The organism is Neobacillus oceani (genome assembly GCF_046237595.1).
GTDB lineage: Bacteria > Bacillota > Bacilli > Bacillales > Cytobacillaceae > Bacillus_D > Bacillus_D oceani.
The window spans coordinates 170,371-193,267 of the sequence record NZ_CP143543.1; the positions used below are offsets into that span (position 1 = coordinate 170,371).

A 22,897-nucleotide genomic window follows, 5' to 3' on the forward strand; every position below is an offset into this window, starting at 1 on the left:
TGTAAAACTGGAAAGCGAATCAATCCGTTGGCCGGTATTCTCCTTGAGAAACGGTTAAACACTAGGGATTAAGAGGTGACTACAGTGAATGTAATTACGACCTTCAATGAAAAAAGGCGGGAAAAACAGATTAAATATGAACGTTCAGTCCTAAAGGAACTTTCTATAAATGAATTAAAGAAACGTGTTCAGGACCATTTCGGATCGTTAAGGATGTCCCATCGCCTATTCCAAAATCCGGGCATCCAGGAAGCGTGCTATGATGTAGCGCTGGAAGCCTATTTACTGGGAGCGCAATTCAGCAAATTTGGTACCAGTGGTGAAAAAGTCGAACAGACACTTGAACGGTGTGAACCCGAAGAAACCCATCTGATTGATACCTTGTTCAACTTCCTTTTGTATTGGGGAGGAGGGGACGAAGGGTATTACAGTGAATCCCTTTATTTCAACTGTGAGCAATATGTAAGGAAATGGTGGCTTGATGGGTTTGAAAAGGGGATGCGCCGCCAGAAACTGCGCCTTCACTAAACCAGCCTGATTCCGAGTTCTAATTCCTGTTCCAAAGCCATATAGTGAAATGGAAAAGGACAGGCAGGGGGCTGGGCGGAGTGTCGATTAAAAGACTGAAGAGGACGGCTATAGCTATTGGGCTGATCATGTTATTCTTTATCATCCAATATGATTTTTCCGATAATCATTCCTGGAATACATGGCATCTGCCGCTTACAGGAAAGGTAATCCTCCTTGATCCCGGGCATGGAGGAGCGGACGGGGGGGCGGGTGAGAGGACCGTTCAGGAAAAGGACATCGCGTTAAGTATATCCCTTAAGCTTCGTGATTTCCTGCAGCAGCAGGGTGCGATTGTCATCATGACAAGGGATATAGACAAGGATTTGGCGCCACCGGAAATGAAGGGCTACAGCCGCAGGAAAACAGCGGATTTGAAGGAAAGGCTCAAAATTATCAATGAATCCAATGCGGATTTCTTTGTTAGCGTTCATTTGAATGCGATTCCTGCCCCACAATGGAGCGGAGCGCAAACTTTTTATAGCACGAATAACAAGGAGAACAAAAAAGCTGCCAGGCTGATCCAGCAAGAGCTGAGAACGAACCTCGAAAACACAACGAGGAAGGAAAAACCGCTTAACAGCGTCTATATCCTGAAGCATGCGAAAATACCGGGCGTCCTGGTGGAAGCCGGTTTCCTTTCAAATCCAGCCGAGAAAACAAATTTGGAACGTGATTCATACCAGGAAATGGTGGCGGCATCGATTTATAAAGGCATCAATCGGTTTTTCACGGAAAGATGATAGGGAGAGGCCTGGCGCCTCCCTTTTTATTTTTTGTATAAAAACATAAGGGTGTGCGCCATTTAACAGCCTTGCCTGGCTCTATGATATAATATAAAGACATGCCGGCAACGGTTGGCAGTAACCAAATCAATAAGGCGGGTGCTTTAGTAAATGATTACAGAGGCTATCGTACGGGAAGTATTGAGCGGTTTACAGGAACCTTTTTTACATAAATCGCTGGGTGAGCTGAATGCCATCGAGGAAATAAAGGTTAAGGAAGAAAAGAACCATGTCAGTGTGAAAATAGCAATCGCCAAGACCGGTACCGCCGAACAGCTTCAGCTTCAGACTGAAATTGTTAACGCTTTAAAAAGCCAGGGAGCGGCCACTGTCGGTATCCGCTTCAGCCAGCTTCCGGAAGAAGAGTTGGCAAAGCATCGCGCCACCACGGCAGAGCAGGGCGATTTAGGGCTATTGGCCCCGGGAAGCAAAACAACATTCATAGCAATTGCGAGCGGAAAGGGTGGGGTCGGGAAATCGACAGTTTCCGTTAACCTTGCTGTTTCACTGGCGCGCCTCGGAAAAAAAGTCGGCCTAATTGATGCAGATATCTATGGGTTCAGTGTACCGGATATGATGGGGATTACAGAACGCCCAGCTATAAAGGATGAAAAAATCCTGCCAGTCGAGCGGTTTGGGGTAAAAGTCATTTCGATGGGCTTCTTTGTCGAGGACAATGCACCGATTATCTGGCGCGGCCCAATGCTTGGCAAAATGCTGAACAGCTTCTTTGAAGAGGTTAATTGGGGAGATCTTGATTACCTGCTGCTGGACCTGCCTCCGGGGACAGGCGATGTGGCGCTTGATGTGCACTCCATGCTGCCGTCCTGCAAGGAAATCATCGTAACGACCCCCCATCCTACAGCCGCTTTTGTTGCGGCTAGGGCAGGCGCGATGGCGTTAAGGACCGAACATGAAATTCTGGGCGTCATTGAAAATATGGCGTATTTTGAAAGCAAGGCCACTGGCGAAAGGGAATATATTTTCGGAAAAGGCGGCGGGGAAAAACTTGCCGAAGCGCTTAATACTGAAATCCTCGGGCAGCTTCCACTCGGCCAGCCGGATTGGGATGAAAATGATTTTGCCCCTTCGGTTTACCAGGAAGAGCACCACATTGGCACCATTTATCTACAAATTGCCGATAAAATCATTAACAAACTGGATAATTAAAACAAAAGCCTCTCCGGAATCGGAAGAGGCTTTTTTAAACAATTTAAGACCCGCCTTTATCGCCGCCTCCATCCTGGCCTCCCCCTCCGCCTTTGTCGCCTTTAGCGGCTTCCTTCGCCGCCTGCAAAAGGAGTTCTTGCATCTCTGCTTTAAACAGTGGGCTTTGCATCGAATCGGCTATAACAGCCTGCAAATGGAGCCGGAAGTCTTTGCTTTTTAAGGCATCAGCCATCTCTTTTTTTATTTCAGGCTCTTTAAGTATCTCAATCATCATTGCACGGTATTCAGGGTCCTTCATTAGATCTTTTAACAGCTTTTCGTTTTCTGTTTTCATGCTTTTTGCCAAGGCTGAGGCCATTTTCGGATCTTTAAGCGAGTTCTTCCAAAAATCCATTCCTTCCTTGGAGACTAATGTTTTTTGGATTGTATCCGACACCACGGACTCATCCATAATCATTTGCTTTTTAATTGAATCGTCAGTCATGATTTCGTGGATTGCTTTTTTGCCATCATCCGTGTGGAGGATATCGACAAGCATTTTTTTTGTTTCCTCGTAATTAAATTTAGTCTCAATCTGGCTGGTCCCAGCCGCGCAGCCCGAAACAATGAGAATCATCCCAATCAAAAGCAGCGTATATATCTTTTTCATTCCCGATAACTCCCTTCAACGAATGGCACTTACCCTTAGAATGAAGAAAAATACACCTAATTATTCGCACAATCGGAATGCCTGGATTTTTATGTTTCCGGTTGGTACAATGAAGTGAAAACGTCATTGGTTCGAAAGTTTGGGCTAATGGGAAGAAAAAAAGAATGCAATGCTGGGGGAAAAATTGTGACTAGCCGTAATTGGGTTAAATTATTTATCAACACATTAATAATTGGGGGACTTACTACAGTTGTTACTGGTTTTTTTGTCCGCTGGGACGAATTTGAACCGTTGTTTGCGGATGCCGATTTCCTGGAAGTCCTATCGGTCTTCATTTGGCTCGTCGGAGTCGGGTTTATTTTCAGCTTGTTGAGCCAGATGGGATTCTTTGCTTATTTGACTGTCCACCGATTCGGCTTGGGAATTTTTAAATCAGTACGGTTGTGGAATAGCGTACAGGCCGTTGTTGTGGCATTTGTGCTATTCGATCTCATTTATTTAAGGTACATATCTTTTGCGAAAGAAGGGGAAGGGGCCGTTTCTTATGTAATACCCGCTCTGATCGTCCTTGCCGTGGGATTGGCGGTAGCGTGGCAAAAGATGAGGCAGACAAATAAAGAGGCGTTCATTCCCGCGCTATTTTTTATGGTAGTCGGGACCGTCATAGAATGGTTTCCTGTCCTCAGGGTAAATGAAGGCAGCTGGCTTTACCTCATGCTGATACCATTACTTGTCTGCAACGGCTATCAGTTGCTTGTCCTTCACAAGCTGAATGAAAAATCGCTTGAAGAGCGAAAGAAGCTGGAGGGGAAAAAACCCCGCCAAGCACAAAAACAACTCAAGCCGTCCAAATAAATGGGCGGCTTGTATTTTTATTTTACTTCTTCAGTTTTTGCCTCTCCATTGGCTATCATCTCCGAAACAGTGACAAACTTTAATCCCTTGGCCTGCAAATCTTTAATGATGCCCGGGAGTGCCTTTGCAGTCTGCTTGGCTGAATCCGAAGCATGAAGGAGGACGATGTCACCGGCCCCCGCCTTAAGAATGTTTGCATGGATTTTTTTGATGCCAGGATTGGTCCAGTCTTTAGAATCAATACTCCAATGTACGACAGTAAACCCAAATCGATCTGCAATTTTTAACGTCCGTTTGTCAAAATGTCCTGTTGGGGCGCGAATTAACGTTATTTTTTTGATATTCAATTTGCCAAAGGCCGTCTGTGCTTTAGCAAGGTCCTTTCGAATCTGGGCCTCTTCGATAGCCGTATAATCTTCATACCCATAGCCGAGAATGCCGATTTCATATCCAAGCTTTGATATCCGGCTTACGAGGTCTGGGTGGCGTTCGGCCCAAGCGCCGGACAAAAAGAATGTAGCCGACTTTACGTTTTCTTTTTCAAGTACATCCAATATTGGCTCCGCCTTTTCATCTCCCCAGCCAATATTAAATGTCAAGGCGATATCCTTTTCCCCCTTGTAAACCGCCTTTGGTCCATCCTTTGTTGAAAACACCGGAACCTGGACAAGATTTTCCATATACACAATCCATGCTGTAAATAATGCAGACACGATTATTAAAATGGCTTGCTTAATTCGCTTTCCGTTTAAAATAACAAAGAAATCCACGTTCATTCCCCCGTCCAAAGCTTTCCTTGTCCTATACCTATGTCCAAAAACCTCCATGTATGAGTACCAAATCTACATAGAATAGAATTTGTTGGAAAACATAAGGTGCAAATCCATGCCAGGAGTGGTGAGTGAAATGATTGGTTTACTGGTCAATACAAAGGAAGTAAAGGAACTTGAATACCTTCTAAAAAGGGAAATGGAAGAAATTTTGTTTGATTTAGAAGATGAAAGGATAGACCACATTGCTAAAAGGGCAATGGAGGAGCGGTATAAAATTTTATTTATTCTTTTTAGGAGAATAGCCCAACCAGGGGATTGTATCAGGTATATGAGAAAAAAGCGGATAAAAAAATAGTAACGTTCGAGTTACCATATTGCGCCTTGAACGGTTACCTATATGGAAATATATTCAGCTCGAATTTCTTATTGACTTTGCATTGTTATCTTGGTATATTAAAAAACGTTGCTGCGAGGCAGTGACCAAGTTAAAAAAGTTGTTGACACAAGTCAAACAACATGGTATATTTAAAAAGTCGCCTCTGAGCGATATGTTCAAAAATTGCTCTTTGAAAACTAAACAAACAAGCGTCAACAAACAATAATATAGTGATCTTCGGATCACTAGCCAACGTAACTTTATGAGCTAAACTCATACTCTTTTTTGGAGAGTTTGATCCTGGCTCAGGACGAACGCTGGCGGCGTGCCTAATACATGCAAGTCGAGCGGAAGTTTCAAAAGCTTGCTTTTGGAACTTTAGCGGCGGACGGGTGAGTAACACGTGGGCAACCTGCCTGTAAGACTGGGATAACTTCGGGAAACCGGAGCTAATACCGGATAATCCTTTCCAACACATGTTGGAAAGCTGAAAGACGGTTTCGGCTGTCACTTACAGATGGGCCCGCGGCGCATTAGCTAGTTGGTGGGGTAATGGCCCACCAAGGCGACGATGCGTAGCCGACCTGAGAGGGTGATCGGCCACACTGGGACTGAGACACGGCCCAGACTCCTACGGGAGGCAGCAGTAGGGAATCTTCCGCAATGGACGAAAGTCTGACGGAGCAACGCCGCGTGAGCGAAGAAGGCCTTCGGGTCGTAAAGCTCTGTTGTCAGGGAAGAACAAGTACCGGAGTAACTGCCGGTACCTTGACGGTACCTGACCAGAAAGCCACGGCTAACTACGTGCCAGCAGCCGCGGTAATACGTAGGTGGCAAGCGTTGTCCGGAATTATTGGGCGTAAAGCGCGCGCAGGCGGCCTCTTAAGTCTGATGTGAAAGCCCACGGCTCAACCGTGGAGGGTCATTGGAAACTGGGGGGCTTGAGTGCAGAAGAGGAGAGCGGAATTCCACGTGTAGCGGTGAAATGCGTAGAGATGTGGAGGAACACCAGTGGCGAAGGCGGCTCTCTGGTCTGTAACTGACGCTGAGGCGCGAAAGCGTGGGGAGCGAACAGGATTAGATACCCTGGTAGTCCACGCCGTAAACGATGAGTGCTAAGTGTTAGAGGGTTTCCGCCCTTTAGTGCTGCAGCAAACGCATTAAGCACTCCGCCTGGGGAGTACGGCCGCAAGGCTGAAACTCAAAGGAATTGACGGGGGCCCGCACAAGCGGTGGAGCATGTGGTTTAATTCGAAGCAACGCGAAGAACCTTACCAGGTCTTGACATCCTCTGACACTCCTGGAGACAGGACGTTCCCCTTCGGGGGACAGAGTGACAGGTGGTGCATGGTTGTCGTCAGCTCGTGTCGTGAGATGTTGGGTTAAGTCCCGCAACGAGCGCAACCCTTGATCTTAGTTGCCAGCATTCAGTTGGGCACTCTAAGGTGACTGCCGGTGACAAACCGGAGGAAGGTGGGGATGACGTCAAATCATCATGCCCCTTATGACCTGGGCTACACACGTGCTACAATGGATGGTACAAAGGGCAGCGAAGCCGCGAGGTGGAGCCAATCCCATAAAACCATTCTCAGTTCGGATTGCAGGCTGCAACTCGCCTGCATGAAGCCGGAATCGCTAGTAATCGCGGATCAGCATGCCGCGGTGAATACGTTCCCGGGCCTTGTACACACCGCCCGTCACACCACGGGAGTTTGTAACACCCGAAGTCGGTGGGGTAACCGTAAGGAGCCAGCCGCCTAAGGTGGGACAGATGACTGGGGTGAAGTCGTAACAAGGTAGCCGTATCGGAAGGTGCGGCTGGATCACCTCCTTTCTAAGGATATTGCCTTTAAGGCAATCGGAACTCAGTCCTTCGGGACTGTGATGTTGGCCGCTTGTTTGTTTAGTTTTGAGGGAGCAATCCTTCAAAGCTTTTTTTGACTCTGCCCTTTCGGGCAAAGTTTGTTCCTTGAAAACTGGATAATGTTAAGAAGAAGTAACCAAGAAGAACCGAGTGATCGCCATTTTAGTTTTCTCTCTGGTAAACAGAGTGGAATGACCTTTTAGGTTAAGTTAGAAAGGGCGCACGGTGGATGCCTTGGCACTAGGAGCCGATGAAGGACGGGACTAACACCGATATGCTCCGGGGAGCTGTAAGTGAGCTTTGATCCGGAGATTTCCGAATGGGGAAACCCGCCATCCGTAATGGGGTGGCATCTTTACCTGAATCCATAGGGTATTGAAGGCAGACCCGGGGAACTGAAACATCTAAGTACCCGGAGGAAGAGAAAGCAAACGCGATTCCCCAAGTAGCGGCGAGCGAAACGGGACATAGCCCAAACCGGAAGGCTTGCCTTCCGGGGTTGTAGGACACTCTACATGGAGTTACAAAGGAACGGGGTAGGCGAAGAGGCCTGGAAAGGCCTGCCGGAGAAGGTAAAAGCCCTGTAGCTGAAACTTCGTTCCCTCCTGAGTGGATCCTGAGTACGGCCGGACACGTGAAATCCGGTCGGAATCCGGGAGGACCATCTCCCAAGGCTAAATACTCCCTAGTGACCGATAGTGAACCAGTACCGTGAGGGAAAGGTGAAAAGCACCCCGGAAGGGGAGTGAAAGAGATCCTGAAACCGTGTGCCTACAAGTAGTCAGAGCCCGTTCATGGGTGATGGCGTGCCTTTTGTAGAATGAACCGGCGAGTTACGGTCCCATGCAAGGTTAAGCCGAAGAGGCGGAGCCGCAGCGAAAGCGAGTCTGAATAGGGCGAATGAGTATGTGGCCGTAGACCCGAAACCAGGTGATCTACCCATGTCCAGGTTGAAGTCCAGGTAACACTGGATGGAGGACCGAACCCACGTACGTTGAAAAGTGCGGGGATGAGGTGTGGGTAGCGGTGAAATTCCAATCGAACCTGGAGATAGCTGGTTCTCTCCGAAATAGCTTTAGGGCTAGCCTCACGTTGTGAGAGTCTTGGAGGTAGAGCACTGTTTGGACTAGGGGCCCCCATCGGGTTACCGAATTCAGACAAACTCCGAATGCCAAAGACTTATCCGTGGGAGTCAGACTGCGAGTGATAAGATCCGTAGTCAAGAGGGAAACAGCCCAGACCACCAGCTAAGGTCCCAAAGTATACGTTAAGTGGAAAAGGATGTGGAGTTGCTTAGACAACCAGGATGTTGGCTTAGAAGCAGCCACCATTTAAAGAGTGCGTAATAGCTCACTGGTCGAGTGACTCTGCGCCGAAAATGTACCGGGGCTAAACGTATCACCGAAGCTGTGGATTGACATCTTCGATGTCAGTGGTAGGAGAGCGTTCCAAGGGCGTTGAAGCAGGACCGGAAGGACCTGTGGAGCGTTTGGAAGTGAGAATGCCGGTATGAGTAGCGAAAGATGGGTGAGAATCCCATCCACCGAATGCCTAAGGTTTCCTGAGGAAGGCTCGTCCGCTCAGGGTTAGTCGGGACCTAAGCCGAGGCCGAAAGGCGTAGGCGATGGACAACAGGTTGATATTCCTGTACCACCTCTTCATCGTTTGAGCAATGGGGGGACGCAGGAGGATAGGGTAAGCGCACTGTCGGATATGTGCGTCTAAGCAGTTAGGCTGGAAAGCAGGCAAATCCGCTTTCCGTGACGGCTGAGCTGTGACAGCGAGGGAAATTTAGTACCGAAGTTCCTGATTCCACACTGCCAAGAAAAGCCTCTAGCGAGATGGAAGGTGCCCGTACCGCAAACCGACACAGGTAGGCGAGGAGAGAATCCTAAGGTGAGCGAGAGAACTCTCGTTAAGGAACTCGGCAAAATGACCCCGTAACTTCGGGAGAAGGGGTGCTCTTTAGGGTTCATAGCCCTGAAGAGCCGCAGTGAATAGGCCCAGGCGACTGTTTAGCAAAAACACAGGTCTCTGCGAAGCCGCAAGGCGAAGTATAGGGGCTGACGCCTGCCCGGTGCTGGAAGGTTAAGAGGAGGGGTTAGCGCAAGCGAAGCTCTGAATCGAAGCCCCAGTAAACGGCGGCCGTAACTATAACGGTCCTAAGGTAGCGAAATTCCTTGTCGGGTAAGTTCCGACCCGCACGAAAGGCGTAACGATCTGGGCACTGTCTCAACGAGAGACTCGGTGAAATTATAGTACCTGTGAAGATGCAGGTTACCCGCGACAGGACGGAAAGACCCCGTGGAGCTTTACTGCAGCCTGATATTGAATTTTGGTACAGCTTGTACAGGATAGGTAGGAGCCTGTGAAGCCGGAGCGCCAGCTTCGGTGGAGGCGTCGGTGGGATACTACCCTGGCTGTATTGAAATTCTAACCCGCACCCATGATCTGGGTGGGAGACAGTGTCAGGCGGGCAGTTTGACTGGGGCGGTCGCCTCCCAAAATGTAACGGAGGCGCCCAAAGGTTCCCTCAGAATGGTTGGAAATCATTCGCAGAGTGTAAAGGCACAAGGGAGCTTGACTGCGAGACCTACAAGTCGAGCAGGGACGAAAGTCGGGCTTAGTGATCCGGTGGTTCCGCATGGAAGGGCCATCGCTCAACGGATAAAAGCTACCCCGGGGATAACAGGCTTATCTCCCCCAAGAGTCCACATCGACGGGGAGGTTTGGCACCTCGATGTCGGCTCATCGCATCCTGGGGCTGTAGTCGGTCCCAAGGGTTGGGCTGTTCGCCCATTAAAGCGGTACGCGAGCTGGGTTCAGAACGTCGTGAGACAGTTCGGTCCCTATCCGTCGTGGGCGCAGGAAATTTGAGAGGAGCTGTCCTTAGTACGAGAGGACCGGGATGGACGCACCGCTGGTGTACCAGTTGTCTTGCCAAAGGCATCGCTGGGTAGCTATGTGCGGACGGGATAAGTGCTGAAAGCATCTAAGCATGAAGCCCCCCTCAAGATGAGATTTCCCATTCGAAAGAAGTAAGATCCCTGAAAGATGATCAGGTTGATAGGTCAGAGGTGGAAGCACGGCGACGTGTGGAGCTGACTGATACTAATCGATCGAGGACTTAACCAATTAGATTACCATGTTCTTCCGAACTTCTTCTGAAATTATCCAGTTTTGAGGGAATAAAATTTCTTCTTGAAAGAACCACAAAAGACATTATAATAGAATATGTCTAATTCATTGTCTGGCAGTTATGGCGAGAAGGCCACACCCGTTCCCATACCGAACACGGAAGTTAAGCTTCTCAGCGCCGATGGTAGTTGGGGCCTTGCCCCTGTGAGAGTAGGACGCTGCCGGGCTTTGAATATTAGGTTTTTATTATTCCGCAGTAGCTCAGTGGTAGAGACAAGCATTTCTACTATGAATAAGCTGTGAGTTTTATACGCCGAGTCGCTTCTTGCGGAGCTTACTGAGGCGGGGACACAAATGCTATACAAGAGTATGGATATACTAAATATTCCGCAGTAGCTCAGTGGTAGAGCAATCGGCTGTTAACCGATCGGTCGTAGGTTCGAGTCCTACCTGCGGAGCCACTAATTATAAATTTTAGTATAATGCTTCCATAGCTCAGTAGGTAGAGCACTTCCATGGTAAGGAAGAGGTCAGCGGTTCGAGCCCGCTTGGAAGCTTATTTTTATGAAGGCCCCTTGGTCAAGCGGTTAAGACACCGCCCTTTCACGGCGGTAACACGGGTTCGAATCCCGTAGGGGTCACCATTTATTTGGAGGATTAGCTCAGCTGGGAGAGCATCTGCCTTACAAGCAGAGGGTCGGCGGTTCGATCCCGTCATCCTCCACCATTCATTTTAATATCATTCATTATGCCGGTTTAGCTCAATTGGTAGAGCAACTGACTTGTAATCAGTAGGTTGGGGGTTCAAGTCCTCTAGCCGGCACCATTTTTTGGTGGGGTAGCGAAGTGGCTAAACGCGGCGGACTGTAAATCCGCTCCCTCAGGGTTCGGCGGTTCGAATCCGTCCCCCACCACCATTCCCTGAATAGGTCCAAACAAAAAGAGCAATACTATGTATGTTCTTTTTAGGTTGTATGGGGATTCCTATTTTGGTGACCATAGCATTATTGGGCTATAGCCAAGCGGTAAGGCAACGGACTTTGACTCCGTCATTCGTTGGTTCGAATCCAGCTAGCCCAGTATTTTTTTATAACTCGAGCCATTAGCTCAGTTGGTAGAGACGAGCGAAGCTCCGTGAAAAATCTGCGAGTTGTACCCGCCGAGCTGCTACTTGCGGTCCTTACTGAGGCGGGGACACATATGTTAACAAAGATTAGGATAGCTAAATAAACTCGAGCCATTAGCTCAGTTGGTAGAGCATCTGACTTTTAATCAGAGGGTCGAAGGTTCGAGTCCTTCATGGCTCATTTTGTTGTTTAAATGAACCTTTTGTAGTATAGTTTTCATATACGCGGAAGTAGTTCAGTGGTAGAACACCACCTTGCCAAGGTGGGGGTCGCGGGTTCGAACCCCGTCTTCCGCTCCATAAGCCGGGGCCTTAGCTCAGCTGGGAGAGCGCCTGCTTTGCACGCAGGAGGTCAGCGGTTCGATCCCGCTAGGCTCCACCATCACATTTTTTACATAAAGACCTTTTTGCCTTGAATCCAAATTGGATTTAAGGCTTTTTTGTTGTTTTGAAAGCTTTAAACACTCCGACTTATGTTTAGTTGTTAGGGAGGTTAGGGATGCATGAGGAAAGTGCGGGTAAGTAAAGTTAAAGTGCGAAAAGGTTGACGCAAAAATCCGTTTGAGCGACAAAGATTAACGCAAAAGCCGAAAAGGTGTCGCACAAATCCGTTTGAGCGACAAGGATTAACGTAAAAGCTGAAAAGGTGTCGCACAAATCCGTATGAGCGACAAAGATTAATGCAAAAGCCCAAAAGGTGTGCACAAATCAGGATGAGCGACAAAGATTAATGCAAAAGCCGAAAAGGTGTCGCACAAATCAGGATGAGTGACAAAGATTTGCCCAAAAGCTGAAAAGGTGTCGCACAAATCCGGTTGACTGACAAAGATTATAGCAAAAGCCCAAAAGGTATCGCACAAACCGGGAACAGAACAATCAAAACCCGGAACTGGTGTTACTTAATTGACAAGTACAGACTAAATCTAGAAAGCAACGGTTTCTCCCCCTTATAGATTGACACTGTATATATATTCAAAGGTTTGTCGAGTTGAGTCAGTCGAAGGGAAGCGGTTACAATTAGGTATACAAAGGGGGAGTTCACAATGAAAAAGTTGTCCATTATCGGAATGCCAATGGACCTTGGACAGTTGCGAAGAGGAGTGGATATGGGCCCAAGCGCAATACGCTATGCCGAAGTTGTCGAACGGCTGAAAAAATTGTTTGATGAAATAGAGGATTTGGGGGACATTCCTGTCGGCAGGCCTGAAGTTGTTATCGACAAGGAGTCCAAATTAAGGAATCTTGAATTAGTAAAGGAAAAAAATGCTAAGCTTGCCGAGGAAGTAGATAAGGTTGTCCAAAAGGGGTCGTTTCCCCTGGTCCTTGGGGGCGACCACAGCATTGCAATTGGCACATTGGCCGGCATATCTAAACATTATAAAAACCTTGGTGTTATTTGGTATGACGCCCATGGTGATTTAAATACGGCTGAAACGTCCCCATCAGGAAACATTCATGGCATGCCTCTTGCTGTCAGCATCGGAATTGGACATAAAATGCTGACGGAACTGGGCGGCTACTGCCCAAAAGTTAGGCCAGAGAATATTGTCATAATTGGCGCGAGGGCGCTTGATGATGGAGAAAAGGATCTGATTAAGGAAAAAGGCATTAAAGTTTATACAATGCATGAAATTGATCGTATGGGTATGGCGCGTGTAATGAAAGAGACAATTGCCTATCTTAAAACTAGGACAGACGGTGTCCATTTATCCCTTGATTTGGACGGGTTAGATCCTCAGGACGCTCCAGGGGTAGGAACGCCTGTATTCGGTGGAATCACCTACCGGGAAAGCCACCTGGCGATGGAGATGCTGGCCGAAGCAAACTTGATTACTTCAGCTGAATTTGTTGAGGTGAATCCTATTCTTGATGAACGGAACAAAACCGCAAAAGTTGCTGTGGAACTGATGGGATCGCTTTTTGGGGAAAAACTTTTATAAGGCAATATAGTTAGAAACAAGGAAACCAGCGTCCGCTCCGAGGAGAGGCAGCTGGTTTTTTAATGGGAATCATAACTAACTTGATTTATTTTTGGCTGATCAGGAGATGGTATGTGTTTAATAAAGAGTCCAGTTTGGTGCTGGCCTCGATTACGTTTCGGTCTGTTAGGGATGCTTTGGAAGCAAGCTTAACCATTTCTCTCCGGGATGTTTCAATTTCCCTGGCCAGTTCGGAAAGCTGACAATGCATGGGTACCAATTCCTTTCTAAAAGTTACTATTTTTATCTCCGTTCTTTCATAATTTCAAACCTCCGGGAGAGATATATGGTAAGATTTTGTTAAAATTGTTTTTAAATACATGAAACCTTTTTGCAAGCGGTTCGTACTATCGGATAGCCGCAAGTGGAGGCGGAGGTAAAAAATTGGATGCTCTTGTTAAAAAAAGAATAAAACAAATAAAAAAAGGCGATCAGGATGCATTTGCCGAGATAGTCGAGCTGTACAAGGATAAGCTGTACCAGCTTGGATACCGGATGCTCGGAAATAGGCATGAAGCTGAAGAAATCGCCCAGGAAGCCTTTATAAGGGCGTATGTGAATATCAACAGCTACAACCAGGAATATAAATTCTCGACCTGGCTGTACAGAATAGCGACCAATCTCTGCATTGACAGAATCCGCAAGAAAAAACCGGATTATTATTTGGATGCCGAGGTGGCCGGGACGGAGGGTTTGACCCTATATTCCCGTATACCGTCCGATTCCCCCCTTCCCGATAAGGAGGTCGAGATGATGGAACTTCAAGAGGCCATCCAGGGAGAAATTGTAAGGCTGCCCGAAAAATACAGGTCAGTCATTGTCCTGAAATATATTGAAGAGTTATCGTTAAATGAAATAAGCGAAATACTCGATTTGCCCCTTGGAACGGTAAAAACCAGGATTCATCGAGGGCGGGAAGCATTAAGGAAGCAATTACGACATGTATAAGAGGTGAATGATGTGAACTGTCCCGAGGAAATTATTGTATACATGCATGAATATCTTGATGAAGATTTAGATCCCGAGCACGAACAGATATTAAAGGATCATTTAGGCACGTGCACCGCTTGCCAGAATATCTTTCATGAAATGAAGAAAACAATCGCCCTTATCCGCAGCACTGCGAATGTTCATGCACCGGACCATTTTACGCAATCGGTCATGGCTAGACTGCCGAAGGAAAAGAAAAAGGTAGGAGTACAGCGGTGGATGAAGCGGCATCCGATCGTTACGGCGGCGGCAGTCTTTATTTTCCTGATGGCGGGAAGCCTTTTCTCGGCTTGGGATAGCGACCGTGAGTTCTCGACCACCAATGCAGGCCAGGTTGTGATTGAAGACCACACGGTAATTGTTCCAGCGGGAAAGGTAGTCAAAGGGGATTTGGTTGTTAAAAATGGTAACATTAAAATTGAAGGGGAAGTCCAGGGAAATGTTACCGTAATCAATGGGGAGCAGTACATGGCCTCAGCGGGAAATGTGACCGGGAAAATAGAAGAGGTCGATCGAGCCTTTGACTGGATATGGTATCAAATTAAAAGAACGGCAACCGAACTTGTAAGCCTTGATGGCAAAAAGGAGCCTGACGAAAAATAAGCCACATGGGTGGCTTATTTTTGTTGACTGCCCTTGAAGAAAATGCTTTGCATTAGGTCCACACTCCTTCGTCTTGAATGATTTTATGGTATAATGAGAAAGTTACAAAACAAATCATATTGGTTTATTTTTGTTAATTGAAGCTGGCGCTACGTGATCCGGATTCATCAAGCAATCCGGCTACCAATTTATATAAAAGAGCCCGTTTTTCGGTTCTTTCCCTATTACACGACCGGAGGAAAACCAATGTCTTTAGGAGATTTTTCACTTTTTAAATCTTTGGCCAGCATAGTCGACATTGCCATCGTCTGGTACGTCGTCTATAAACTGATTATTTTAATAAAAGGGACAAAGGCGGTCCAACTTTTAAAGGGAATCTTTGTCATTTTAATTGTAAAGGTACTTAGCGACTTTCTTGATCTGAGAACCTTGAGCTGGATTGTGGACAATATTATTACCTGGGGTTTCCTCGCAATCATTATCATTTTTCAGCCCGAATTAAGAAGGGCGCTTGAACAGCTCGGCCGAGGCCGGTTCTTTTCCCGAACAAGCGGGCAGGAAGAGGAAGAGCTTGAGAAAACGGCGTTGGCCATTTTTAAAGCCATCGATTATATGGCGAAGCGAAGGATCGGAGCCCTTATTTCAATAGAGCGTGAAACGGGGATGACCGATTATATTGAAACCGGAATCCGGCTTGAAGGGAAGATTTCATCCGAGCTCCTAATCAATATTTTCATTCCGAATACGCCACTGCATGACGGCGCTGTTATTTTGCAAAAGAATAATATAGCCGCAGCAGCATGCTACCTGCCTTTATCGGAAAGCCCGTTCATTTCTAAGGAACTTGGGACAAGGCACAGGGCCGCGCTCGGAATCAGCGAGGTGACCGATAGCATTACCATCGTCGTATCCGAGGAAACGGGAAGCGTTTCGCTTACCAAGAATGGGGAATTGTACCGGGATTTGAGCATGGAAACCTTCAAGGAAATGATTAATAATGAACTTGTAGGAAAAGACAGGGGCAAAACATCATCTTCAACCCTTTGGAATTGGAGGATGAAGAAAAATGGATAAAATGCTGGATAACAGCTGGTTTGTGAAAATCGTCGCCCTGTTGCTCGCGTTCCTGCTTTATTCCTCTGTACCGGCAACCGAGGGGAAAAAGCTGAACGAAATTTATGTGCCCGGGGATGAAACGACCGAGACGATAAAAGATGTTCCCGTCAATGCGTATTATGATACGAAAAATCTTATTGTTTCAGGAATACCCGAAACGGTAGACATGAAAATTACCGGGCCGAAAAGCCATGTTCAGAATGCAAAAACATTGAGGAACTTTGAAGTGTTTGTTGACCTGGAAGGTGCCCAGATTGGCAAAAGGTCGGTTAAATTGAAGATTCGCGACCTATCGGATAAACTGGATGCGGTGATTTCCCCATCAACAGTCAATATTTCAGTCCAAGAGAGGACAACAAGGGAATTCAGTGTCGACCCAGAGTACAACACTTCGATGGTAAAGGACGGATTCGCGGCCTCATCGCCAAAGGTTTCCCCGGATAAAGTAAAGATTACAGGCGCAAGAGATGTCATTGACAGCATTACGTATGTGAAGGCGACGGTCGATTTGAAGAGGCCGATTGAACAAACAACAACAAGAGATGCTAAAATACAAGTATTCGATAGAGAGCTGAACAAACTAAGCGTAATTGTTGAACCCGATTCAGTGGAAGTGACCATTCCGATAAAAAGCTTGACGAAACAAGTGCCGATCAATATTATCCAAAAAGGTTCCCTACCTGATGGCCTGGTTCTTGAATCAATTGAAGCAGATGTAAAGGATGCTGTTATCACAGCCGATGAGGCCGTCCTGGCCGCCACAAAAGCTGTTAGAGCGGAAGTTGATTTAAGCAAAATTAAAGAAAGCGGAACGGTTACTGTTCCAGTCATCATTTCGGAGGGAATCAAAAAGGTTTCTCCAGAACTGGTGAAAGTAACTGTGAAAGTGCGTAAGGGAGAGGATGAAAAACAGATTTCTTCCATCCCAGTCAATATAAGGGGGCTTTCCCCTGATCAAAAGGTTGTCTTCAAAGACCCGGAAGGCGGCAGTACAAGCTTGCTTGTCTATGGGCCTTCCGAGAAAATCGATTCAATCGGACCGTCCGACTTCCGGTTGTTTGTTGAATTGTCGGGTTTGGAAGAAGGCGATCATGATGTTGACATAGAGGTCGACGGGCCTCAAGATGTTTCCTGGAGAATGGCCAAAACAACAGCTACCGTTACAATAACAAAAACAGATGCATAACAACCATTTCATTTGATGTGGATTTAGCAGAAGGAGCGATTGTAGAATGGGAAAATATTTCGGGACCGATGGAGTACGGGGTGTCGCAAACAGCGAGCTGACACCAGAGCTTGCATTTAAATTAGGTAGGTTCGGGGGATTCGTCCTCACGAAAGATAAAGAGAGGCCAAAAGTAATTATCGGGCGTGATACCCGCGTATCCGGCCACATGCTTGAGGGCGCGCTTGTCGCAGGGCTTCTTTCAATCGGTGCGGAAGTAATGAGGCTTGGCGTTATTTCGACGCCTGGGGTAGCTTATCTTACAAAGGCATTAGGGGCACAAGCGGGAGTCATGATTTCCGCATCCCACAATCCTGTTGAAGATAACGGAATCAAATTTTTCGGTCCGGATGGATTCAAGCTTTCCGATGATCAGGAAAATGAAATCGAACAGCTGATGGATTTGCCTGAGGACAACCTGCCCCGACCGATAGGCGCAAGCCTTGGCCTTGTAAATGATTATTTTGAAGGCGGGCAGAAGTACCTTCAATACCTTAAGCAAACGGTTGATGAAGATTTTTCAGGTATCCATATTGCGCTTGACTGCGCGCATGGGGCGACGTCTTCACTTGCAACCCATCTGTTTGCAGATCTTGAAGCCGACCTTTCAACAATGGGCGCTTCACCAAACGGCCTGAATATTAATGCGGGAGTGGGCTCCACCCATCCAGAGGCCCTGGCTGCTTTTGTAAAAGAAAAAGGAGCAGATATCGGGCTTGCATTTGACGGGGACGGCGACCGTGTTATTGCAATTGATGAAAACGGCGCAATCGTGGACGGCGACCAAATCATGTACATTTGCGGCAAGTATTTAAAGGAACATAACAGACTGAAACAGTCGACTGTCGTATCAACTGTTATGAGTAACCTTGGATTTTATAAAGGGCTGGAGCGGAACGGCATTCAAAGTGTCCAGACGGCTGTCGGCGACCGATATGTGGTAGAGGAAATGAAGAAAAATGGGTATAATCTTGGCGGCGAACAGTCCGGGCACATCATTTTCCTCGATTACAATACAACTGGTGATGGACTTTTAACCGGCTTGCAGCTCGTGAATATCATGAAGGCGACAAAGAAGCCGCTATCCGAGCTGGCAAGTGAAATCCAAAAATTCCCGCAAATCCTGGTCAATATCCGGGTAACAGATAAATACCATGTAACCGATAATGAGAAGGTAAAGGAAATCATTACTCAGGTTGAAACAGAAATGGCCGGCAACGGGCGCATCCTTGTCCGTCCATCTGGAACAGAACCTCTTGTACGCGTCATGGCAGAGGCACCGACCGAGGATCTTTGCAAGGACTATGTTAACCGGATTGCAGCAGTGGTAGAAGCGGAAATGGGTTTAAAAGAATAGTGCTTATCCTATGCATAAGGGAACAGACGCGTTCCCTTATGCATATTTTATTAGCATCGAGGGAGTTTTTCGTTCCATCCGCCTGGGTAAAAAACCGGGAAACACTTCATCTTGACGGATATACTTTCTTCAGGTAACATGTAAACTGCTTGTTTGCTATAAGACCAATTTATTCAAGAATGGAAAGGTGGACAGAGGTTTACCAAATCACAAAGCGCCAGAACTAACCTGAACGGAGAAGGGGTTAGTTGACGAGGTGGAGGTTTATCGAAGGTTTCGGCGGATGCCTCCCGGCCGCAGCGCACGGCCGAATCTTGCTCCTTAAAGCATTGAGGCGACTCGGTGGACAAAGGGAAGCAAGCTGCGCATAAATAAAAGGTGTTCCGCAAAGGCATCCTAATAGAAGATTACGGAGATAAGGGGGCAAGCTTTGCCCTCGGTACGGTCTTGCCCTCTTTGCAACAGGAGGACATGAATATGTGTGGAATTGTTGGATATATAGGAACTAAAGATTCAAAGGAAATTTTGCTGAAAGGCCTTGAAAAGCTTGAATACCGTGGTTATGATTCTGCCGGAATCGCTATCATGAACAGTGATGGCGTACAGGTATTCAAGGAAAAAGGCCGGATTGCGGACCTTAGGAAGATTGTAGATACACGTGTCGAAGCGAGTGCCGGAATAGGCCATACCCGCTGGGCAACCCATGGTGCGCCTAGTAAACGGAATGCGCATCCGCATCAAAGCAGCACAGGCAGGTTTACCCTCGTCCATAACGGGGTGATCGAGAATTATTCGAAGCTTCAGCGCGAATATTTGCAGGATGTCGAACTCCAAAGCGATACAGATACAGAAGTCATCGTCCAGATGATCAGCCTTTTTGCGAAAGAGGGCCTGAGCACGCTTGAGGGCTTCCGTAAGGCGCTAACCCTTCTTAAGGGGTCGTATGCGCTTGCTTTGCTGGATGAAGAAGACAATGAAACCATTTATGTCGCGAAAAACAAGAGCCCGCTGCTCGTGGGCCTAGGCGATACGTTCAATGTTGTCGCGAGCGACGCCATGGCGATGCTGCAGGTGACAGACCAATTTGTAGAGCTTATGGATAAGGAAATTGTCATTGTAAAAAAGGATGAAGTGACAATCCAGAACCTGAAAGGCGAAACAATTAGCCGGGCGCCATACAAGGCGGAACTAGATGCCAGCGATATTGAAAAAGGCACATACCCCCATTATATGCTAAAGGAAATCGACGAGCAGCCACTTGTCATGCGGAAAATCATCCAGAGGTACCAGGATGAAAACGGTGGACTATCCATTGCCAGTGAGATTGTTGATGCGATCAAGGCTTCCGACAGGATGTATATTATTGCTGCGGGGACTTCTTACCACGCGGGGCTAGTCGGGAAGCAGTTGATTGAAAAGCTCGCAGGGATTCCTGTCGAGGTGCATATTTCGAGCGAGTTCGGCTACAACATGCCGCTACTCTCTGAAAAGCCGCTATTTGTGTTCATTTCACAGAGCGGTGAGACAGCCGATAGCCGCGCAGTCCTTGTACAGGTGAAGGAAATGGGTTATCCAGCCCTGACAATCACGAACGTTCCGGGCTCAACGCTTTCCCGTGAAGCAGACTATACGCTGCTCCTCCACGCTGGACCAGAAATCGCCGTCGCATCCACAAAGGCGTACACCGCCCAGCTGGCTGTCCTGGCGATTCTAGCCGATGTTTCAGCGAAGAGCCGCGGCAGAGAAATTGGATTCGACCTCGTACAGGAACTTGGCATTGTAGCGAACGCCATGGAAGGGCTATGTGATTCAAAGGAAATCATCGAGCATATCGCCCGGGAATTCCTGACCGTGACAAGGAACGCCTTTTTTATTGGAAGGGCCGTTGACTATTATGTCTGCCTTGAAGCCGCGTTAAAGTTAAAGGAAATTTCCTACATCCAGGCAGAAGGCTTTGCTGGGGGCGAATTGAAGCACGGCACCATCGCCCTGATTGAGGAAGGGACCCCGGTCATCGCCCTGGCGACCCAGGAAAACGTCAACCTCAGCATCCGCGGCAACGTCAAGGAAGTGACAGCCCGCGGAGCCAACCCTTGCATCATTTCCATGAAAGGGCTGGAAACAGACGAAGATACCTTTGTCCTGCCAGTCGTTCATGAACAGTTAACACCACTTATCTCTGTTGTACCTTTGCAGCTTTTAGCTTACTATGCAGCTCTCCACCGCGACTGCGACGTCGACAAGCCAAGAAATCTGGCCAAATCGGTGACCGTTGAATAGGGGGAAAAGCTTTTTAAATAGTGTTGTTTCCTTACAACTTAATCGTGACTAAGACAATTTAAATATGAAATAACAACGAGTTGATCACTTAAACAACATGATCATGACAAAAGAGCCTCATGAGTTTTAAGTACTCATAAGGCTCTTTTAGTTAATGTACGTCCCTAGGCAACACCTAATTTCTAGCTGAGTAAGTGTTAATATTCTAAGTAGCTGGGGGACAGTTGGTGAAGAAAAAGCTAACTCAGTTTTTTGTTATGCCCCATAAACTAAAAAAGCATTGAGATTTACTGCCATAATCGGCTAAGGTCTCAATGCTTTTCTGTTAAAAAACAGAAGCTGTCTCATTTGAGACAGCCCCTTTTTATAAATAGGATAAGCCATATCGCATTAACAAGTAACTTTGATTGTTCCTGTATTTACAAACTAATGACTGTTATGCTTTTGGAGGTGTTCCTTCAGCATTTGATACAACTACATCGATTTGGATTAAAGCATCTTCAGGTAATGCCGATACGCCAACTACTCTTCGTGCAGGAGTACCTTCCGGGAAGAATGTTTTGTAAACTTCGTCTACAGCATCCATATCCGCGATATTTTTAACGAAGATATTTACTTTAACGACATCGTCCATTACGTGGTCAATACTTTCTACAATTGCCTTAACATTTTTCAAGCACTGTTCAGCTTGCTCTTTTACACCACCAGCTACTAATTGGCCAGTTTTTGCATCCAATGGTAATTGACCTGAAAGGTGATTGTAATGAGAGAACGCTACAGTTTGTGTAGATAGAGAACTCTTTGGTGCGTTATCAGTGTTGTTTGCCCAAATAACGATTCCATGTCTGTCTTCAACAGCTTGTGGAGGTGTACCATCTCCGTGTGACACCACTGCTTCCATTTGTACCAAAGCATCCATAGGTAAAGCTGAAGCTGCAACTACTGTCCGTGCAGGGACATAGGCTACGGCCCGAGCGATAGCGGAGTCCGGGAAAAATGTTGAATAAACTTCGTTTACCGCCTCGATATCCGAAAGGTCTTTAAGGAAGATCGTAATTTTAACAATATCGTCAAAAGGAACGTCGATACTTTCTAAAATTGCCTTGATATTTTTCAAGCACTGTCCAGCCTGCTCTTTTACGCCGCCAGCTACCAATCTGCCTGATTTTGGATCGATAGGCAATTGAGCTGAAAGATAATTGTAATGTGAGAAAGCCACGGTTTGTGTAGATAGAGGACTTGTAGGTGCATTCGCCGTGTTATTTGTAAGCTTGATAAGGTCGCCTGCTTGTGGTGCGTTTGGAATTGTACCTTCACCGTGTGAAAGAAGTGCTTCAATTTGTACTATAGCATCCATAGGCAAAGCTGCAACTGCAACTGTTGTCCGTGCAGGAACATAAGTTGGGAAGAATGTTTTATAAACTTCGTCTACAGCGTCAACATCTTTAATATCCTTAACGAATACCGTGATTCTAACAATATCGCTCATAACATGATCGATGCTGTCTACAATTGCTTTGATATTTTTAAAGCACTGTTCAGCTTGCTCTTTTATACCACCAGCTACCAATTGACCAGTTTCCGGTTCGATAGGTAATTGAGCTGAAAGATTATTGTAATGAGAGAACGCTACAGTTTGTGAATATAGACCGTTGCCGTTTGGAGCATTTTCCGTATTTCTTGCTGATACTGCGTTATAGCCGCTCATGATGTATTCCCCTTTTAGATAAATATTTATAAACTCAAGTATGTACCAAACAAATCGGTTTATACCATGGTTCAGTGATTGCGAAGACGAAATATGGATTCGCCGTGAGAATCGTGTTCTTACAAAAGCTTTGGCTCAACCGATGGCGTTCTTCACGCAGTTGAAAAAGCAATTCTCACTAGACACAGACTTCGTTTTTGAGCGCAAGTGTCAATTATAGCAGGCTTTATTCGGGTTGACTACATGTTTGCTTGTGGAATTTTTTTGAGTCTATAATTGTTTAGGTTTATAGAGACTATTAGAGCATCTTGGGGAGATTTCGTTTTTCCATATTTA

General features: G+C 46.7%; 16 protein-coding genes, 10 tRNA genes and 3 rRNA genes. 25 read left to right on the forward strand and 4 right to left on the reverse strand.

From position 1 onward, the window contains the following. Positions 1-84 precede the first annotated feature (84 nt). The 3 genes from V1499_RS00945 to V1499_RS00955 all read left to right on the forward strand — a co-directional run bounded on the left by V1499_RS00945 (position 85) and on the right by V1499_RS00955 (position 2,522). Entirely contained in the window at positions 85-528 is a 444-nt protein-coding gene (locus V1499_RS00945) for a YbaK family protein (protein ID WP_409273091.1), read from the forward strand. A 128-nt stretch (positions 529-656) separates the two neighbouring features. Then, the gene (cwlD, locus tag V1499_RS00950) at positions 657-1,310 is read left to right on the forward strand and encodes an N-acetylmuramoyl-L-alanine amidase CwlD (RefSeq protein ID WP_409276192.1); all 654 of its coding nucleotides are present in this window, start codon (positions 657-659) and stop codon (positions 1,308-1,310) included. A gap of 153 nt (positions 1,311-1,463) precedes the next feature. After that, positions 1,464-2,522 carry an Mrp/NBP35 family ATP-binding protein gene (locus tag V1499_RS00955; RefSeq protein ID WP_409273093.1) on the forward strand — a complete coding sequence of 353 codons (1,059 nt, stop codon included), beginning with the start codon at positions 1,464-1,466 and terminating at the stop codon, positions 2,520-2,522. Between the two features lie 43 nt (positions 2,523-2,565). Here V1499_RS00955 and gerD read toward each other — a convergent pair whose 3' ends face one another. After that, on the reverse strand, positions 2,566-3,171 hold the full coding sequence (gene gerD, locus V1499_RS00960; protein ID WP_409273095.1) for a spore germination lipoprotein GerD: 606 nt from the start codon (positions 3,169-3,171) through the stop codon (positions 2,566-2,568). Positions 3,172-3,357: 186 nt separating this feature from the next. Between gerD and V1499_RS00965 the strand changes: the two genes are divergently transcribed. After that, positions 3,358-4,026 carry a KinB-signaling pathway activation protein gene (locus V1499_RS00965; RefSeq protein ID WP_409273097.1) on the forward strand — a complete coding sequence of 223 codons (669 nt, stop codon included), beginning with the start codon at positions 3,358-3,360 and terminating at the stop codon, positions 4,024-4,026. 17 nt (positions 4,027-4,043) lie between these two features. Here V1499_RS00965 and pdaB read toward each other — a convergent pair whose 3' ends face one another. Then, the gene (pdaB, locus tag V1499_RS00970; protein ID WP_409273099.1) at positions 4,044-4,796 is read right to left on the reverse strand and encodes a polysaccharide deacetylase family sporulation protein PdaB; all 753 of its coding nucleotides are present in this window, start codon (positions 4,794-4,796) and stop codon (positions 4,044-4,046) included. Between the two features lie 136 nt (positions 4,797-4,932). On the opposite strand from pdaB, the gene V1499_RS00975 reads away from it, so the two are divergent. The 15 genes from V1499_RS00975 (at position 4,933) to rocF (ending at position 13,243) form a co-directional block, all read left to right on the forward strand. Further along, positions 4,933-5,154, forward strand: coding sequence for a hypothetical protein (locus V1499_RS00975; RefSeq protein WP_409276193.1), 222 nt, complete (start codon positions 4,933-4,935; stop codon positions 5,152-5,154). 303 nt (positions 5,155-5,457) lie between these two features. Next, positions 5,458-7,009: ribosomal RNA gene (locus V1499_RS00980) — 16S ribosomal RNA — on the forward strand. 232 nt (positions 7,010-7,241) lie between these two features. Continuing rightward, positions 7,242-10,174, forward strand: a 23S ribosomal RNA gene (locus V1499_RS00985). Between the two features lie 114 nt (positions 10,175-10,288). Further along, positions 10,289-10,404, forward strand: a 5S ribosomal RNA gene (gene rrf / locus V1499_RS00990). The 16S, 23S and 5S rRNA genes sit together here with 10 tRNA genes alongside, the layout of an rRNA operon. A 159-nt stretch (positions 10,405-10,563) precedes the next feature. Then, positions 10,564-10,638, forward strand: a tRNA-Asn gene (locus tag V1499_RS00995). 23 nt (positions 10,639-10,661) lie between these two features. Further along, positions 10,662-10,734 (forward strand) — tRNA-Thr (locus V1499_RS01000). A 12-nt stretch (positions 10,735-10,746) separates the two neighbouring features. Continuing rightward, positions 10,747-10,821, forward strand: a tRNA-Glu gene (locus tag V1499_RS01005). 7 nt (positions 10,822-10,828) lie between these two features. Beyond that, positions 10,829-10,904: transfer RNA gene (locus V1499_RS01010), tRNA-Val, on the forward strand. A gap of 23 nt (positions 10,905-10,927) precedes the next feature. Continuing rightward, positions 10,928-11,003, forward strand: a tRNA-Thr gene (locus V1499_RS01015). A 6-nt stretch (positions 11,004-11,009) separates the two neighbouring features. Further along, positions 11,010-11,094 (forward strand) — tRNA-Tyr (locus tag V1499_RS01020). Between the two features lie 91 nt (positions 11,095-11,185). Further along, positions 11,186-11,257, forward strand: a tRNA-Gln gene (locus V1499_RS01025). Between the two features lie 154 nt (positions 11,258-11,411). Then, positions 11,412-11,484, forward strand: a tRNA-Lys gene (locus V1499_RS01030). A gap of 44 nt (positions 11,485-11,528) precedes the next feature. Then, a tRNA-Gly gene (locus V1499_RS01035) sits at positions 11,529-11,603 on the forward strand. A gap of 6 nt (positions 11,604-11,609) precedes the next feature. After that, a tRNA-Ala gene (locus tag V1499_RS01040) sits at positions 11,610-11,685 on the forward strand. Positions 11,686-12,346: 661 nt separating this feature from the next. Further along, a complete protein-coding gene (gene rocF, locus V1499_RS01045; protein ID WP_409273101.1) occupies positions 12,347-13,243 on the forward strand; it encodes an arginase in 897 nt (298 codons plus the stop codon). Positions 13,244-13,328: 85 nt separating this feature from the next. On the opposite strand, the gene V1499_RS01050 is transcribed toward rocF, so the two are convergent. Next, positions 13,329-13,493, reverse strand: a complete 165-nt coding sequence (locus tag V1499_RS01050) for a Spo0E family sporulation regulatory protein-aspartic acid phosphatase (RefSeq protein WP_409273102.1) — start codon at positions 13,491-13,493, stop codon at positions 13,329-13,331. Positions 13,494-13,666: 173 nt separating this feature from the next. Here V1499_RS01050 and sigW point away from each other — a divergent pair, with 173 nt between their 5' ends. From sigW to glmS, 6 genes are all read left to right on the forward strand, one after another. Beyond that, a complete protein-coding gene (gene sigW, locus V1499_RS01055) occupies positions 13,667-14,230 on the forward strand; it encodes an RNA polymerase sigma factor SigW (protein ID WP_316572764.1) in 564 nt (187 codons plus the stop codon). A gap of 12 nt (positions 14,231-14,242) precedes the next feature. After that, entirely contained in the window at positions 14,243-14,875 is a 633-nt protein-coding gene (locus V1499_RS01060) for a zf-HC2 domain-containing protein (protein ID WP_409273104.1), read from the forward strand. 246 nt (positions 14,876-15,121) lie between these two features. After that, a complete protein-coding gene (gene cdaA, locus V1499_RS01065; RefSeq protein ID WP_409273106.1) occupies positions 15,122-15,949 on the forward strand; it encodes a diadenylate cyclase CdaA in 828 nt (275 codons plus the stop codon). Continuing rightward, complete coding sequence (locus V1499_RS01070; protein ID WP_409273107.1) at positions 15,942-17,177, forward strand: YbbR-like domain-containing protein; 1,236 nt, start codon at positions 15,942-15,944, stop codon at positions 17,175-17,177. The genes cdaA and V1499_RS01070 overlap by 8 nt, the downstream gene beginning before the upstream one ends. Before the next feature lie 46 nt (positions 17,178-17,223). Beyond that, entirely contained in the window at positions 17,224-18,573 is a 1,350-nt protein-coding gene (gene glmM, locus V1499_RS01075) for a phosphoglucosamine mutase (protein WP_409273109.1), read from the forward strand. A gap of 477 nt (positions 18,574-19,050) precedes the next feature. Then, positions 19,051-20,853 (forward strand): glutamine--fructose-6-phosphate transaminase (isomerizing), encoded by a 1,803-nt coding sequence (gene glmS, locus V1499_RS01080; RefSeq protein WP_409273111.1) that lies wholly within the window; start codon positions 19,051-19,053, stop codon positions 20,851-20,853. A gap of 436 nt (positions 20,854-21,289) precedes the next feature. On the opposite strand, the gene V1499_RS01085 is transcribed toward glmS, so the two are convergent. Next, on the reverse strand, positions 21,290-22,561 hold the full coding sequence (locus V1499_RS01085) for a RidA family protein (RefSeq protein WP_409273113.1): 1,272 nt from the start codon (positions 22,559-22,561) through the stop codon (positions 21,290-21,292). Positions 22,562-22,897 lie beyond the last annotated feature (336 nt).